The organism is Pseudomonas sp. W15Feb34, from assembly GCF_023127765.1.
GTDB classification, from domain to species: domain Bacteria; phylum Pseudomonadota; class Gammaproteobacteria; order Pseudomonadales; family Pseudomonadaceae; genus Aquipseudomonas; species Aquipseudomonas synxantha_A.
Genome location: NZ_SPKN01000042.1, coordinates 24,437 through 40,136 on the forward strand (window position 1 = coordinate 24,437; position 15,700 = coordinate 40,136).

General features: G+C 61.7%; 17 protein-coding genes. 16 read left to right on the forward strand and 1 reads right to left on the reverse strand.

Annotated elements, in window-relative coordinates; all coding sequences use genetic code 11:
* The first annotated feature begins 41 nt into the window (after positions 1 to 41).
* Positions 42 to 1,607, forward strand: a complete 1,566-nt coding sequence (locus E4O97_RS19080; RefSeq protein ID WP_032879969.1) for a PAS domain-containing methyl-accepting chemotaxis protein — start codon at positions 42 to 44, stop codon at positions 1,605 to 1,607.
* Positions 1,608 to 1,709: 102 nt separating this feature from the next.
* Here the strand turns inward: E4O97_RS19080 and E4O97_RS19085 are convergent, their stop codons facing one another.
* Positions 1,710 to 2,402, reverse strand: coding sequence for an alpha/beta family hydrolase (locus tag E4O97_RS19085; RefSeq protein ID WP_248131086.1), 693 nt, complete (start codon positions 2,400 to 2,402; stop codon positions 1,710 to 1,712).
* Between the two features lie 79 nt (positions 2,403 to 2,481).
* Here E4O97_RS19085 and ccoN (E4O97_RS19090) point away from each other — a divergent pair, with 79 nt between their 5' ends.
* The 15 genes from ccoN (E4O97_RS19090) to E4O97_RS19160 all read left to right on the forward strand — a co-directional run bounded on the left by ccoN (E4O97_RS19090) (position 2,482) and on the right by E4O97_RS19160 (position 15,691).
* Positions 2,482 to 3,906 (forward strand): cytochrome-c oxidase, cbb3-type subunit I, encoded by a 1,425-nt coding sequence (gene ccoN / locus E4O97_RS19090; protein WP_005790268.1) that lies wholly within the window; start codon positions 2,482 to 2,484, stop codon positions 3,904 to 3,906.
* 10 nt (positions 3,907 to 3,916) lie between these two features.
* Complete coding sequence (gene ccoO / locus E4O97_RS19095; RefSeq protein WP_003193159.1) at positions 3,917 to 4,525, forward strand: cytochrome-c oxidase, cbb3-type subunit II; 609 nt, start codon at positions 3,917 to 3,919, stop codon at positions 4,523 to 4,525.
* A 3-nt stretch (positions 4,526 to 4,528) separates the two neighbouring features.
* Entirely contained in the window at positions 4,529 to 4,729 is a 201-nt protein-coding gene (locus tag E4O97_RS19100) for a CcoQ/FixQ family Cbb3-type cytochrome c oxidase assembly chaperone (RefSeq protein ID WP_032879966.1), read from the forward strand.
* Complete coding sequence (gene ccoP, locus E4O97_RS19105; RefSeq protein WP_078822028.1) at positions 4,726 to 5,673, forward strand: cytochrome-c oxidase, cbb3-type subunit III; 948 nt, start codon at positions 4,726 to 4,728, stop codon at positions 5,671 to 5,673. The genes E4O97_RS19100 and ccoP (E4O97_RS19105) overlap by 4 nt, the downstream gene beginning before the upstream one ends.
* Before the next feature lie 417 nt (positions 5,674 to 6,090).
* The gene (gene ccoN, locus E4O97_RS19110; protein ID WP_248161962.1) at positions 6,091 to 7,533 is read left to right on the forward strand and encodes a cytochrome-c oxidase, cbb3-type subunit I; all 1,443 of its coding nucleotides are present in this window, start codon (positions 6,091 to 6,093) and stop codon (positions 7,531 to 7,533) included.
* Positions 7,533 to 8,141 (forward strand): cytochrome-c oxidase, cbb3-type subunit II, encoded by a 609-nt coding sequence (gene ccoO, locus E4O97_RS19115; protein WP_003193167.1) that lies wholly within the window; start codon positions 7,533 to 7,535, stop codon positions 8,139 to 8,141. Before ccoN (E4O97_RS19110) ends, ccoO (E4O97_RS19115) begins: the two co-directional genes overlap by 1 nt.
* Before the next feature lie 5 nt (positions 8,142 to 8,146).
* Positions 8,147 to 8,332: a CcoQ/FixQ family Cbb3-type cytochrome c oxidase assembly chaperone gene (locus E4O97_RS19120; protein ID WP_005790274.1), complete on the forward strand. Its 186-nt coding sequence runs from the start codon at positions 8,147 to 8,149 to the stop codon at positions 8,330 to 8,332.
* Positions 8,329 to 9,306: a cytochrome-c oxidase, cbb3-type subunit III gene (ccoP, locus tag E4O97_RS19125; RefSeq protein ID WP_216091936.1), complete on the forward strand. Its 978-nt coding sequence runs from the start codon at positions 8,329 to 8,331 to the stop codon at positions 9,304 to 9,306. The genes E4O97_RS19120 and ccoP (E4O97_RS19125) overlap by 4 nt, the downstream gene beginning before the upstream one ends.
* A 172-nt stretch (positions 9,307 to 9,478) precedes the next feature.
* Positions 9,479 to 9,733: a type II toxin-antitoxin system Phd/YefM family antitoxin gene (locus E4O97_RS19130; RefSeq protein WP_216091937.1), complete on the forward strand. Its 255-nt coding sequence runs from the start codon at positions 9,479 to 9,481 to the stop codon at positions 9,731 to 9,733.
* The gene (locus E4O97_RS19135; RefSeq protein ID WP_216091938.1) at positions 9,733 to 10,143 is read left to right on the forward strand and encodes a type II toxin-antitoxin system VapC family toxin; all 411 of its coding nucleotides are present in this window, start codon (positions 9,733 to 9,735) and stop codon (positions 10,141 to 10,143) included. The genes E4O97_RS19130 and E4O97_RS19135 overlap by 1 nt, the downstream gene beginning before the upstream one ends.
* A 207-nt stretch (positions 10,144 to 10,350) precedes the next feature.
* Entirely contained in the window at positions 10,351 to 11,766 is a 1,416-nt protein-coding gene (gene ccoG / locus E4O97_RS19140; RefSeq protein WP_032879961.1) for a cytochrome c oxidase accessory protein CcoG, read from the forward strand.
* Between the two features lie 15 nt (positions 11,767 to 11,781).
* The gene (locus E4O97_RS19145; RefSeq protein ID WP_032879960.1) at positions 11,782 to 12,321 is read left to right on the forward strand and encodes a FixH family protein; all 540 of its coding nucleotides are present in this window, start codon (positions 11,782 to 11,784) and stop codon (positions 12,319 to 12,321) included.
* 8 nt (positions 12,322 to 12,329) lie between these two features.
* Complete coding sequence (locus E4O97_RS19150) at positions 12,330 to 14,780, forward strand: heavy metal translocating P-type ATPase (RefSeq protein ID WP_248161964.1); 2,451 nt, start codon at positions 12,330 to 12,332, stop codon at positions 14,778 to 14,780.
* Between the two features lie 22 nt (positions 14,781 to 14,802).
* Positions 14,803 to 15,015: a cbb3-type cytochrome oxidase assembly protein CcoS gene (ccoS, locus tag E4O97_RS19155; RefSeq protein WP_032879957.1), complete on the forward strand. Its 213-nt coding sequence runs from the start codon at positions 14,803 to 14,805 to the stop codon at positions 15,013 to 15,015.
* On the forward strand, positions 15,008 to 15,691 hold the full coding sequence (locus tag E4O97_RS19160; protein ID WP_032879956.1) for a sulfite exporter TauE/SafE family protein: 684 nt from the start codon (positions 15,008 to 15,010) through the stop codon (positions 15,689 to 15,691). The genes ccoS and E4O97_RS19160 overlap by 8 nt, the downstream gene beginning before the upstream one ends.
* Positions 15,692 to 15,700 lie beyond the last annotated feature (9 nt).

Sequence of the window (15,700 nt, forward strand, 5' to 3'; positions counted from 1 at the left end):
CATGGCCGATACCCCCTGAAAGCCTTGCGGATTGAACAATCATGCGTAATAACCAACCCGTTACCCAGCGCGAACGTACCTTCCCCGCTCAGCAACGGTTGATCTCCACCACAGATGCCAAGGGTGTCATTACCTACTGCAACGACGCGTTTGTCGAAATCAGTGGGTTCACCCGCGACGAACTGATCCGTGCCCCGCACAACCTGGTGCGCCACCCGGATGTGCCCTCGGCCGTGTTCGCGCACATGTGGTCCACGCTCAAACAAGGCTTGCCATGGATGGGCATTGTCAAGAATCGCTGCAAGACCGGTGACCATTACTGGGTTAACGCCTATGTGACTCCGGTGTTCGACGGCAATCAGGTGATCGGCTACGAATCGGTGCGCATCAAGCCCACCGCCGAGCAGATCCGCCGGGCCGAGGCGCTCTATCAACGCATCAACCAGGGCAAGTCGGCCATCCCCCAGCGCGACAAATGGCTGCCGGTGCTACAGGACTGGCTGCCGTTTATCCTGGTCAGCCAACTGAGCTTCATGATCGGCGCCACCCTCACCTCCCAGTGGGGCTTTGCCCTGGCTGCGGCGCTATCGGTGCCGTTGGGCCTGCTGGGCCTGAGCTGGCAGCAGCGCGGCCTCAAGCGCTTGCTGCGGCTGGCCGAGCAGACCACCTCCGATCCGTTGATCGCGCAGATGTACACCGACAGCCGTGGCGCCCAGGCCCGACTGGAAATGTCGATCCTCAGCCAGGAAGCGCGCCTGAAGACCTGCCTGACCCGTCTGCAGGACACCGCCGAGCACCTCAACGACCAAGCGGCGCAGTCCAACACCCTGGCGCACAGCAGCTCCAGCGGCCTGGAACGTCAGCGCGTGGAAACCGAACAGGTGGCCACCGCCGTCAACCAGATGGCCGCGACCACCCAGGAAGTCGCCAGCCATGTGCAGCGCACCGCCGATGCCACCCAGGAAGCCAACCGCCTGACCGGTCGCGGCCGCGATATCGCCGGGGAAACCCGCGAGGCGATCCAGCGACTGTCGGTGGCCGTGGGCGAGACGGGCGTGACCGTCACTCAACTGGCCAAGGACAGCGATGAAATCGGCGGCGTGGTCGATGTGATCAAAGGCATCGCCGACCAGACCAACCTGCTGGCGCTCAATGCCGCTATCGAAGCCGCGCGTGCCGGTGAGATGGGCCGTGGATTTGCGGTGGTCGCCGATGAAGTGCGCCAACTGGCGCAGCGTACGGCCGAATCCACCGGGCAGATCCATACCCTGATCGCCAAGCTGCAACACACGGCGGCTGCGGCTGTGCAAACCATGGACGCCGGGCATCGCCAGGCTGAAGAGGGTGTAGCGCGGGTGATGGAAGCGGATCAGGCGTTGGTGGGCATCAGTGAGGCGGTGGCCAATATCACCGACATGACCACCCAGATTGCCGCTGCTACCGAAGAGCAAAGCGCCGTGGCCGAGGAGATCAGCCGCAATATCAGCACCATCGCGCTGTTGGCGGATCAGACTTCAGAGCAGGCGATGAACTCGGCGCAGTTGAGTGAGGAGTTGACGCATACCGCCAATACCCAGTACTCGCTGGTGGAGCGTTTTAACCGATAAACCGCTATCGCAGGCAAGCCAGCTCCCACACTGGACGGTATTCACCGATAGAAATAGGTGAACCCAGTCCAATGTGGGAGCTGGCTTGCCCCCGATAGGGCCCTAACAGGCCCTGAGAAACTCAGCCACCTGCACCGCCGCCGCCTCCAAGTGCTGCTCATGGCTGAACCCCGAAGCCTTCAACGGCTTCAAGTCATGATCGCCCGCCACCAACCACATCACTTCAATACTCTCTGACAACTCATAATCCTGCACCGCTGCCCGATTGCCCAAGGCATCACGCTCGCCCTGCACAATCAACGTTGGCGTCGTAAGCGCAGCCAAGTGCTCCACCCGGGGTTTCTCTGGCTTGCCCACCGCATAGAACGGATAGCCCAGGCACACCAACCCATCGGCGCCCAGTTCATCGGCCAGTAAACTGGCCATCCGCCCACCCATGGACTTGCCGCCAACTGCCAGTTTCCCAGCGACATGACGTCGCACCTCGCCATACACCTCGCGCCAGCACTCCAGCAGTTTCGGCGCCGGATTCGGCGGGCGCTTGCCGCCATCCATACGGCGCTGGGCCATGTACGGGAACTCGAAGCGCACCACGCTCACGCCATGCCCGGCAAGGCGTGCCGCCATGTCGTTCATGAACGCCGAGTCCATCGGTGCCCCGGCGCCGTGGGCCAGGATCAGCGTGACCGGCTCGCCCGAAGCCGTGCCCGTGGCGACATCCCACAGCCAGCCGCGTTCACGCACACACTGCGCCCATTGATCCCCGTCAATACTGGCCTTGTGCTCTTTGCCCATGCTTGCCTCGCTTTTTAGTCTGCCTATAACTCCAGCCCAAGTGCCGCACTTGCTTGGGTTGAACCGTGGATGGGGAACCATGAACACTACTTTAAGTACCGCCTATAACTACAAGGTGGTCCGCCAATTCGCCATTATGACGGTGGTGTGGGGCATCGTCGGCATGGGGCTCGGGGTTTTTCTCGCCGCCCAATTGGTTTGGCCTGCGCTCAACTTCGATTTACCCTGGACCAGCTTCGGCCGCCTGCGCCCGTTGCACACCAATGCGGTGATTTTCGCCTTCGGTGGCTGCGCGCTGTTCGCCAGCTCCTTCTACTCGGTACAACGTACCTGCCAGACTCAGCTGTTCGCGCCAAAAGTGGCCGCGTTCTGCTTCTGGGGCTGGCAGCTGGTGATTTTGCTGGCCGCAATCAGCCTGCCGCTGGGCTACACCAGTTCCAAGGAATACGCCGAGCTGGAATGGCCGATCGATATCCTGATCACCATCGTCTGGGTCGCCTATGCCATCGTGTTCTTCGGCACGATCATGAAGCGCAAGACCAAGCACATCTACGTCGGTAACTGGTTCTTCGGTGCGTTCATCATCACCGTGGCCATCCTGCATATCGTCAATAACCTGGAAATCCCGGTCAGCCTGACCAAGTCCTACTCGCTGTACGGCGGTGCGACGGATGCCATGGTGCAGTGGTGGTATGGGCATAACGCGGTAGGCTTTTTCCTCACCGCAGGCTTCCTGGGGATGATGTACTACTTCGTACCCAAGCAGGCCGAGCGTCCGGTGTATTCCTATCGCTTGTCGATCGTGCACTTCTGGGCGCTGATCACCCTGTACATCTGGGCCGGCCCTCACCACTTGCACTACACCGCCTTGCCGGACTGGGCGCAGTCCCTGGGCATGGTGATGTCACTGGTGCTGCTGGCGCCAAGCTGGGGCGGCATGATCAACGGCATGATGACCCTCTCGGGTGCCTGGCATAAGTTGCGCAGCGACCCGATCCTGCGCTTCCTCGTTGTGTCCCTGGCCTTCTACGGCATGTCGACCTTCGAAGGTCCGATGATGGCGATCAAGACCGTCAACGCTCTCTCCCACTACACCGACTGGACCATCGGCCACGTACACGCCGGGGCGCTGGGCTGGGTAGCGATGATCTCCATCGGCGCGCTGTACCACATGATCCCGAAAGTCTTCGGTCGCGAGCAGATGTACAGCCTCGGCCTGATCAACGCGCACTTCTGGCTGGCCACCATCGGCACCGTGCTCTACATCGCCTCGATGTGGGTCAACGGCATCGCCCAGGGCCTGATGTGGCGTGCGGTCAACGAAGACGGCACCTTGACCTACTCCTTCGTCGAAACCCTGGTGGCCAGCCACCCTGGCTTCATCGTGCGGCTGGTGGGCGGTGCGATCTTCCTCACCGGCATGTTGCTGATGGCTTACAACACGTGGCGCACCGTGCGTTCGGCGCAGCCAGCCGAAATCAGCGCCGCAGCGCAGATGGCCTGAGGAGTCGATGATGAAACACGAAACGATTGAAAAAAACGTCGGCCTGCTGATGCTGCTGATGGTGCTCGCCGTGAGCATCGGCGGCCTGACCCAGATCGTCCCGCTGTTCTTCCAGGACGTGACCAACAAGCCGGTGGAAGGCATGAAGCCCTACACCGCGCTGCAGCTGGAGGGCCGCGACATCTACATCCGCGAAGGCTGCGTGCAGTGCCACTCGCAGATGATCCGCCCGTTCCGCGCCGAGACCGAGCGCTACGGTCACTACTCGGTGGCCGGCGAAAGCGTGTGGGACCACCCGTTTCTGTGGGGCTCCAAGCGCACCGGGCCGGACCTGGCCCGCGTCGGCGCGCGCTACTCGGACGACTGGCACCGCGCGCATTTGTACAACCCGCGCAACGTGGTGCCGGAGTCGAAAATGCCGGCCTATCCGTGGTTGGTCACCGCCGCCGTCGACAGCAGCCACACCGAGACCAAATTGAAAGTGATGCGCACCCTCGGCGTGCCGTACACCGACGACGACATCAACGGCGCGGTCGCCAGCCTCAAGGGCAAGACCGAGATGGACGCGCTGGTTTCCTACCTGCAAGTGCTCGGCACTGCCATCAAGAGCAAGAGGTGAGCCATGGGATTTGAATTCGATGCGGGCACCATCCGCGGCCTCGGCACACTGGTGGTCGCCATCGCCTTTATCGGCCTGTCGCTGTGGGTGTTCAGCCCACGGCGCAAGTCGGAGTTTGACGATGCGACCATGCTGCCGTTTGCCGATGAACCCTCCCCAACCGACGCTCAAGCAGAGCCAGTAACAAGGAGCACTCGGCCATGACTACTTTTTGGAGTACATGGATCTGCGTATTGACCCTCGGCAGCCTGATCGGCCTGACCTGGCTGTTGGTCGGCACCCGCAAGGGCGAAACCAAGGGCAGCGTCGACCAGACCATGGGCCACGCCTTCGACGGTATCGAGGAGTACGACAACCCGCTGCCCCAGTGGTGGTTCATGCTGTTCGCCGGCACGCTGGTATTTGCCGTCGGCTACCTGATTCTCTACCCGGGCCTGGGCAACTGGAAAGGCGTGCTGCCGGGCTATGAAGATGGCTGGACCCAGACCAAGGAATGGGACAAGGAAATGGCCAAGGCCGACGCCAGGTTCGGGCCGATCTTCGCCAAGTTCGCGGCGATGCCCGTGGAAGAAGTCGCCAAGGACCCGCAAGCGTTGAAGATGGGCGGCCGCCTGTTCGCCTCCAACTGCGCGGTGTGCCACGGTTCGGATGCCAAGGGCGCCTATGGCTTCCCCAACCTGGCGGACAACAACTGGCGCTGGGGTGGTTCGGCCGAAGCGATCAAGGCTACCATCATGGCCGGTCGCCACGCGGCCATGCCGGCCTGGGGTGAAGTGCTGGGCGAGGACGGGGTGAAAAACGTCGCCGCCTATGTGCGCCACGACCTGGCCAAGCTGCCCTTGCCGGCGGACAACACCGCTGACCTGGCCGCGGGCCAAGCCGCATTCAGCACCACCTGCGTGGCTTGCCATGGCCCACAAGGCCACGGCGTGGAAGCCATGGGCGCGCCGAACCTGACCGAACCAAGCGGGTTTATCTACGGCACCAGCCTGGCGCAGTTGCAGCAGACCATCCGCCATGGTCGCCAGGGCCAGATGCCGGCCCAGGAAGTGCTGCAGGGTAATGACAAGGTGCATCTGCTGGCGGCGTACGTGTATAGCCTGTCCCATAATACTGATGGTGCAACGCCAGACAGCCAACCGCAGTAAAAGCTCTACCTGTGGCGAGGGAGCTTGCTCCCGCTGGAGTGCGAAGCGCTCCCAAGATTTTGGGGCCGCTGCGAAGCCCAGCGGGAGCAAGCTCCCTCGCCACAGGCATAAGTCGCGACCAAGTGTCGCACCCTCGCAACACCCAACTTTCCCCCCCTCCCATTCGGGTCTACGCTTGTTCCCACAGTGGAGCAATTCTGGCGTAGGCGACGGTATCCGTTGCGCTCCCTAAAATTCCTGTCCACTTGATCAGCTTTCTATTTCGGATTTAATCCTTACGCCAAACATGGAAAGGGCGCAGAATCTGGCGTGGAACGCATTGATACAGGTCAGCCATTGCGTTGCAATGGCCCCTCGCTTTCTACATACTTGCGACCGATTTTACCTATAAAAAAACCTAAACCGTGGAACCTTAGAATGAGCACAGCAATCAGTCCGACTGCTTATAACTATAAGGTAGTCCGCCAGTTCGCCATCATGACGGTGGTCTGGGGGATCCTTGGCATGGGGCTCGGGGTGTTCATCGCCTCGCAACTGGTCTGGCCGCAATTGAATTTCGACCTGCCCTGGACGACCTTCGGTCGTTTGCGCCCGCTGCACACCAACCTGGTGATCTTCGCCTTCGGCGGATGTGCACTGTTTGCCACCTCCTACTATGTCGTGCAGCGCACCTGCCAGACGCGACTGATCTCCGATGGCCTGGCCGCCTTCACTTTCTGGGGCTGGCAGGCGGTCATCGTCGGCGCCATCATCAGCTTGCCCCTGGGCTACACCACCACCAAGGAATACGCCGAGCTGGAATGGCCGATCGCCATTTTGCTTGCCATTGTGTGGGTGACCTACGGCCTGGTGTTCTTCGGCACCATCGTCAAGCGCAAGACCAAGCACATCTACGTGGGCAACTGGTTCTACGGGGCCTTTATCGTGGTCACGGCGATGCTGCACATCGTCAACCACGCCTCCTTGCCGGTGAACCTGTTCAAGTCCTACTCGGCCTATTCCGGCGCAACGGACGCGATGATCCAGTGGTGGTATGGCCACAACGCCGTAGGCTTCTTCCTCACCACGGGCTTTCTGGGGATGATGTACTACTTCGTGCCCAAGCAGGCCGAGCGCCCGATCTACTCTTATCGCCTGTCCATCGTGCACTTCTGGGCGCTGATCACCCTGTACATCTGGGCCGGCCCTCACCACTTGCACTACACCGCCCTGCCGGATTGGGCACAGTCCCTGGGCATGGCGATGTCGATCATCCTGTTGGCGCCAAGCTGGGGCGGCATGATCAACGGCATGATGACGCTCTCGGGCGCCTGGCATAAGCTGCGCACCGACCCCATCCTGCGGTTCTTGGTGGTGTCTTTGGCGTTCTACGGCATGTCGACCTTCGAAGGCCCGATGATGGCGATCAAGACCGTCAACTCGCTGTCCCACTACACCGACTGGACCATCGGCCACGTACACGCCGGGGCTCTGGGCTGGGTGGCGATGATCTCCATCGGCGCGCTGTACCACATGATCCCCAAACTGTTCGGCCGCGCTCAGATGCACAGCGTCGGGCTGATCAATGCGCACTTCTGGCTGGCGACCATCGGCACCGTGCTCTACATCGCTTCGATGTGGGTCAACGGCATCACCCAGGGCCTGATGTGGCGTGCGATCAATGATGACGGCACCCTCACCTACTCCTTCGTCGAAGCGCTGCAAGCCAGCCACCCGGGCTTTATCGTGCGTGCCCTGGGCGGTGCATTCTTTGCCAGCGGCATGTTGTTGATGGCCTACAACGTCTGGCGCACCGTGCGTGCCTCCGACCCGGCGCAAGCTGAAGCCGCCGCCAAGATCGCCGTTGTGGGAGCTCACTGATGAAGCATGAAGTAGTCGAGAAGAATATCGGCCTGCTGGCCTTCTTCATGGTCATTGCCGTGAGTATCGGCGGCCTGACCCAGATCGTGCCGCTGTTTTTCCAGGACGTGACCAACAAGCCGGTCGAAGGCATGAAGCCGCGTACCGCCCTTGAACTGGAAGGCCGCGACGTCTACATCGCCAACGGTTGCGTGGGCTGCCACTCGCAGATGATTCGCCCGTTCCGTGCCGAAACCGAACGCTACGGCCACTATTCGGTCGCCGGTGAAAGCGTGTGGGACCACCCGTTCCTGTGGGGTTCCAAGCGCACCGGCCCGGACCTGGCCCGGGTCGGCGGGCGTTACTCCGATGACTGGCAGCGTGCGCACTTGTACAACCCGCGCAACGTGGTGCCGGAGTCGAAAATGCCGGCGTACCCGTTCCTCGTGGAAAACAAGCTCGACGGCAAGGACACCGCGAAGAAGATGGAAGTCTTGCGCACCCTGGGCGTGCCCTACACCGACGAAGACATCGCCGGTGCAGCGGCCGCTGTGAAGGGCAAGACCGAAATGGACGCACTGGTGGCCTACCTGCAGGGCCTTGGCACCATCATCAAAAGCAAACGGTGACCTACATGGATATCGGGATGATTCGTGGCCTGGGCACCGTTGTGGTGATGGTGGCCTTTGTCGGCCTGGCGCTGTGGGTGTTCAGCCCGCGGCGCAAGTCGGAGTTTGACGACGCGACCATGCTGCCCTTTGCAGATGATCCCGAAGCCATCAAGCACGTCGAGCAAGCTTCTAGGAGTAACAAAGAATGACTACGTTCTGGAGTCTGTACGTCACAGTCCTCAGTCTGGGTACCATCTTCGCCCTGACCTGGCTGCTGCTGTCGACCCGCAAGGGCCAGCGCACCGAGCAGACGGACGAGACCGTCGGCCACTCGTTCGATGGCATCGAGGAGTACGACAACCCACTGCCCAAATGGTGGTTCATGCTGTTTGTCGGCACCATCGTCTTCGCCCTCGGCTACCTGGTGCTCTACCCCGGCCTGGGTAACTGGAAAGGCTTGCTGCCGGGCTATAACTACCTGGACAACGACAAGCAAACCGCCTTTGCCAACGGCCAGACCGGCTGGACCGGCGTGCACGAATGGGAAAAGGAAATGGCCAGATCGGAAGCCAAGTTCGGGCCGATCTTCGCCAAATTCGCATCGATGCCCATTGAAGAGGTGGCCAAGGACCCGCAAGCCCTGAAGATGGGCGGCCGCCTGTTTGCCTCCAACTGCTCGGTGTGCCACGGCTCCGACGCCAAGGGCGCCTACGGTTTCCCTAACCTGACCGACGCTGACTGGCGCTGGGGCGGCGAGCCCAACACCATCAAGGAAACCATCATGAAAGGCCGCCACGCAGTGATGCCAGGCTGGGCCGAAGTCATCGGCGAGCAAGGCGTAGCTGACGTAGCAGGCTTTGTGGTGACCCAACTCGATGGCCGCAAACTGCCCGAAGGCGCCAAGGCCGACGTCGCCAACGGCGAGAAACTTTTCGCCGCCAACTGCGTGGCCTGCCACGGCCCGACCGGTAAAGGCACGCCAGCCATGGGCGCGCCCGACCTGACGCATCCAGGCGCATTCATCTACGGTTCAAGCTTTGCGCAACTGCAACAGACTATCCGTTATGGCCGCCAGGGCCAGATGCCCGCGCAAGAGCAACTGCAAGGCAATGACAAGGTGCATTTGCTGGCTGCGTATGTTTACAGCTTGTCCCATGGGGACAAGAAGGCAGAAGAGCAGTAAATCCTCGCCCATAAAAAAGCCCCGCCCAGCGAAAACTGGCGGGGCTTTTTTGTTTCTGGCTCCCCTTGGCCGTTCAAGACTGTCATTCATTACCGCTCATACCTCGAACTTGCCACGCGCCATGCCTAAGTAGTAACGTAACTACATTAAGCCTAACGAAGGGGGTTACCCCATGACCATCACGACAATTTCCAGCCGAGAATTCAACCAAGACACAAGTGGCGCCAAAAAAGCCACGCGCAACGGCCCGGTTTTCATCACCGATCGCGGCAAGCCTGCCCATGTACTGCTAAGCATTGAGGACTACCAGAAACTCACAGGTCTGAATGCCGACATCGTTGACCTGCTGGTGATGCCGGAAGCGGCCGATATCGACTTCGAAACCGAACGTGCCGTGATCATTCATCGACCCGTGGACCTTTCTTGATGTATCTACTCGACACCAATGTAATTTCTGAACTGCGTAAACCTCAGGCTGATGCAAATGTCGTTGCCTGGGCGAAAAGCGTGATTGCGCCGCGTATGTTTATTTCGGCGATCACGCTAAAGGAACTGGAAACCGGCGTTCTGCGCATCGAACGGCGAGACCCGGCTCAGGGGAAGGTATTGAGGGCCTGGCTCAAACGCCACGTAATGCCCGCCTTTGATGCCAGAATCCTGCCCGTCGATGCGGCCGTCGCGTTGCGTTGCGCGCACTTGCATGTTCCAGACCGCGCCAACGAAAGTGACTCGTTGATTGCCGCAACCGCTCTGGTTCATGGGCTTACCGTGGTCACACGCAACGTCAGCGACTTCAAGTCCAGCGGCGTTGCGCTGATCAATCCATGGGACGAATGACCGTCTTGCGAGCAAAAACCGTCCATACTTCACAAGTCAATTGATCCAGGTCACGTACACCATCATTTGATTTCTCCCAACGCGACCAAAGGTCGCACCCTTTGCACAACATCGGGGGCGTATCATTAGGCCACTGCAACACCCCCCATTTGACCCTGGCTGGCACGTACTGGCCGAGGCAAATCTCCACCGCCGTGGGATGCAATGATGAGCAACCAGATACCGGTACATGACGTTACCCCGCCTGCCAAAAACGCGAGCAATAGCGTCGACCTCTACGCCTCGCGAGAGAAAATCTATACCCGTGCCTTCACCGGCCTGTTCCGCAATTTGCGCATGCTCGGTGGCGCCGGCCTGTTCCTGCTTTACTTCGGCACCGTGTGGCTGAACTGGGGCGGCCACCAGGCGGTGTGGTGGAACCTGCCGGAGCGTAAGTTCTTCATTTTTGGCGCCACCTTTTGGCCCCAGGATTTCATCCTGCTCTCGGGCATTCTCATTGTTGCGGCCTTTGGCCTGTTCTTTATCACCGTGTACGCCGGACGGGTGTGGTGCGGCTATACCTGCCCGCAAAGCGTGTGGACGTGGATCTTCATGTGGTGCGAAAAGGTCACCGAAGGCGACCGCAACCAGCGCATCAAGCTGGACAAGGCGCCCATGGGCGCCAACAAGTTCCTGCGCAAGTTCAGCAAACACACGCTGTGGCTGTTGATCGGTTTCGCCACCGGCATGACCTTCGTCGGCTACTTTTCGCCGATCCGCGAGCTGGTGTTCGATTTCTTCACCGGCCAGGCCGACGGCTGGTCGTATTTCTGGGTCGGCTTCTTCACCCTCGCCACCTACGGCAACGCCGGCTGGCTGCGCGAGCAGGTGTGTATCTACATGTGCCCTTACGCGCGCTTCCAGAGCGTAATGTTCGACAAAGACACCCTGATCGTTTCATATGACCCGCGCCGTGGCGAAGTGCGCGGCCCGCGTAAAAAGGGCGTCGACTACAAGGCCCAGGGCCTGGGAGACTGCATCGATTGCACCATGTGCGTGCAGGTGTGCCCGACCGGCATCGATATCCGCGACGGCCTGCAAATCGAGTGCATCGGCTGCGCCGCCTGTATCGATGCCTGCGATAACATCATGGACAAGATGGACTACCCACGCGGCCTGATCAGCTATACCACCGAGCACAATCTGTCCGGTCAGAAGACCCATAAGTTACGCCCACGGCTGATCGGCTATGCGCTGGTGCTGCTGACCATGATCGGCTTGCTGGTCGGCGCATTCTTCATGCGCTCGCTGGTGGGTTTCGATGTCAGCAAGGACCGCGTGCTGTACCGGGAAAACGCCGAAGGGCGCATCGAAAACGTCTACAGCCTGAAGATCATGAACAAGGACCAGCACGACCACACCTACGTGCTCGACGCCGCCGGCCTGCCGGACCTCAAGTTGCAGGGGCGACGCGAAATCAAGGTGGCCGCCGGCGATATCGTCAGTATGCCGGTGGAGTTGTCGAGTGCGCCGGAGCAACTGCCGTCGAGCACCAACGAGGTGACTTTCATCCTCAAAGATGCCGATGACACCAGCGTTCATATTGAAGCCAAGAGCCGATTCATCGGCCCACAAGTTCGTTAAACAGGGAACACAAGAATGCCCGCAACCACTGCTGCAAGCCCTTGGTACAAGCACCTCTGGCCCTGGATCATCATCGCGATCCTGGCCTGCTCGGTGACGCTGACCCTGTCCATGGTGACCATCGCGGTCAACAACCCGGACAACCTGGTCAACGACAATTACTACGAGGCCGGCAAAGGCATCAACCGCTCCCTGGACCGTGAACGCCTGGCCCAGACGCTGCAACTGCGTGCCAAGTTGCACCTGGATGAACTGACCGGCGAAGTCGAGTTGCACCTGACCGGTAACAGCGGCCCTGCAACCCTGGAACTGAACCTGATTTCCCCGACCCAGCCGGAGAAGGATCGCAAGATCGTCCTGGCCCGCAGTGATAGCGAGCAGGGCCGCTACATCGGCCAGGTCACCGACAAGGTCGAAGGCCGGCGTTTCGTGGAACTGCTTGGCGTGGAAGGCAGCAACACCTGGAGGATGTTCGAGGAAGAAGAGGTCAGCCACGACAAAGACTTGCTGTTGGGTGACGAACCATTGCAGGGTGCCGAAGACCTGAAAAAATAGCAGCGCCCATGACCAGCCCAATCCCCTGCTACCACTGCGCCCTGCCCGTCCCATCCGGCAGCCGGTTCACCGCCCGGATCCTCGGCGAACGCCGCGAACTCTGCTGCCCCGGCTGTCAGGCCGTGGCCGAAGCGATTGTGGCCGGTGGGCTGGAAAGCTATTACCAGCACCGCAGCGAAGCCTCGGCCAACCCTGAGGCGCTCCCGGTGCAACTGGTGGATGAGCTGGCGCTGTACGACCGCGCCGATGTGCAAAAACCCTTTGTGCGCCATCAAGGCGACTTGGCCGAAACCACCCTGTTGATGGAAGGCATCAGCTGCGCCGCCTGCGGCTGGTTGATCGAGAAACACCTGCGCAGCCTGCCCGCGGTGGCCGAGGCGCGGCTGAACCTGTCCAACCATCGCTTGCACGTGCGCTGGGCCGATGGGCAACTGCCGTTGAGCCAACTGCTCAGCGAACTGCGCCATATCGGCTACGCCGCCCACCCCTACCAGGCCGACCGCGCCGCCGAACAATTGGCCAGCGAAAATCGCCTGGCCCTGCGTCAACTGGGGGTTGCCGGCTTGCTGTGGTTCCAGGCGATGATGGCAACCATGGCGACCTGGCCGGAATTCAATATCGACCTGAGCCCGGAGTTGCACGTGATCCTGCGCTGGGTTGCGATGTTTCTCACCACCCCCATCGTGTTCTATAGCTGCGCACCGTTCTTCAAAGGGGCGCTGCGTGACATACGCACGCGACACCTGACCATGGACGTATCGGTATCCCTGGCAATTGGCGGTGCGTACCTGGCGGGCATCTGGACCGCGATCACTGGCGTGGGCGAATTGTATTTCGATGCCGTGGGCATGTTTGCGCTGTTCCTGCTGGCCGGGCGTTACCTTGAGCGCCGCGCCCGGGAGCGCACCGCAGCGGCCACCGCTCAATTGGTCAACCTGTTGCCCGCCTCCTGCTTGCGCCTCCAAGGTGATGGTCAGAGCGAACGCATCCTGCTCAGTGAACTGGCATTGGGTGATCGTGTCCTGGTGCATCCCGGCGCGGTGCTGCCGGCGGATGGCGTGATCCTCGACGGCCAATCCAGCATCGATGAATCCCTGCTGACCGGCGAGTACCTGCCACAGCCGCGGCGGATCGGCGACAGCGTTACGGCTGGCACGCTGAATGTCGAGGGCGCACTGACGGTCGAGGTGCGCGCCCTGGGCCACGACACGCGTCTGTCCGCCATTGTGCGCCTGCTGGAGCGCGCCCAGGCCGAGAAACCACGCCTGGCGCAAATCGCCGACCGTGCCGCGCAGTGGTTCCTGCTCTGCTCGCTGATCGCCGCCGTGCTGATCGGCCTGCTGTGGTGGGAACTGGACCCGTCACGCGCATTCTGGATTGTGTTGGCGATGCTGGTGGCGACTTGCCCGTGTGCACTGTCCCTGGCCACCCCAACCGCCCTGACCGCTGCCACCGGCACCTTGCACACCCTGGGGTTGCTACTGACCCGCGGCCATGTGCTTGAAGGCCTGAACCAGATCGACACGGTGATTTTCGACAAGACCGGCACCCTCACCGAAGGACGCCTGGCGTTGCGCGCCATCCAGCCCCTGGGCGCGCTGGACAGCGACCAGTGCCTGGGCCTCGCCGCCGCCCTGGAGAACCGCTCGGAACACCCGATTGCTCGTGCCTTTGGGCGTGCGCCACTGGCCGCTGATGAAGTGTTGAGCACCCCTGGCCTGGGCCTGGAGGGTCGGGTGGGGGACCGCCTGTTGCGTATTGGCCAACCGGGTTTTGTCTGCGAACTCAGTGGCTGCGCGATTCCCGCCTCACCGGACGAAGCCGGGCAATGGCTGCTGTTGGGTGACAACAGCGGCGCCCTCGCCTGGTTCGTACTCGACGACCGCCTGCGCAGCGACGCCCCTGCCCTGCTCGCAGCGTGCAAGGCACGCGGCTGGAGTACGCTGCTGCTCTCGGGCGACAGCTCACCGATGGTCGCCAGTGTCGCCCTTGAACTGGGCATCGACGAAGCCCACGGCGGCCTGCGCCCTGATGACAAGTTGCAGGTGCTGCAAAACCTGCACAGGCAAGGCCGCAAAGTGCTGATGCTGGGCGATGGCGTCAATGATGTGCCAGTGCTGGCCGCCGCCGATATCAGCGTGGCCATGGGCTCGGCCACTGATCTGGCGAAAACCAGCGCCGACGCGGTGCTGTTGTCCAACCGCCTGGAGGCATTGGTGCAGGCCTTCAGCCTGGCGCGGCGCACCCGTCGAGTGATCATTGAGAACCTGCTGTGGGCCGGGCTGTACAATGGCCTTATGCTGCCGTTTGCCGCCCTGGGCTGGATCACCCCAATCTGGGCGGCGATCGGCATGTCCCTCAGCTCATTGACCGTGGTGCTCAACGCCTTGCGCCTGACTCGCCTGCCGAGCGCGCCAGCCACCGGCACCACCTTGATAACCCGCCCGCTGCCGGCCTGAGCCGCGTGGGCATGGAGTGCAGATGCCAGCTCTATACGTGATGATACCGGCGGCGCTGCTGTTAGTGGGTGTGGCGATCTACATCTTCTTCTGGGCCGTGGACAGCGGCCAGTACGAGGATCTCGATGGCCCCGCCCACAGCGTGTTGTTCGACGACCAGGACCCGAACCACCTGGCCGCCATCGACCAAGCCAACAGCCCCGAACAACCGCCCAAAGATCCACCCCATGCTTGAGCTGGCGCCCCTGCTGGTCTCGGCGCTGATCCTCGGCCTGCTGGGCGGCGGCCATTGCCTGGGCATGTGTGGCGGACTGATGGGCGCCCTGACCCTGGCGATCCCCAAGGAGCAACGCAGCCGCCGCTTTCGCCTGCTGCTGGCGTACAACCTGGGGCGCATCCTCAGCTATGCCACGGCCGGCTTGCTGATTGGCCTGGCCGGCTGGGCGGTGGCCAACAGCCCGGCGGCGATGTTCATGCGCGTGCTCGCCGGGTTACTGCTGATTTGCATGGGCCTGTACCTGGCCGGTTGGTGGAGCGGCCTGACCCGCATCGAAAGTCTCGGACGCGGCCTATGGCGGCATATACAGCCTGTTGCCAACCGTTTGCTGCCGGTGTCGAGCCTGCCGCGCGCCTTGCTGCTGGGCGCGCTGTGGGGCTGGTTGCCGTGCGGGTTGGTCTACAGCACCCTGCTGTGGGCCGCGAGCCAGGGCAATGCGCTGGACAGCGCGTTGCTGATGCTCGCGTTCGGCCTCGGCACCTGGCCGGTGCTGCTGGCCACCGGGCTGGCGGCGGAGCGTGTCACCGCGCTCTTGCGTAAACGCAGCGTGCGCATGGCCGGCGGCCTGTTGGTGATCATCTTCGGTATCTGGACCTTGCCGGGCCCGCATCAGCACTGGCTCATGGGTCATTGAAAGCCCCTG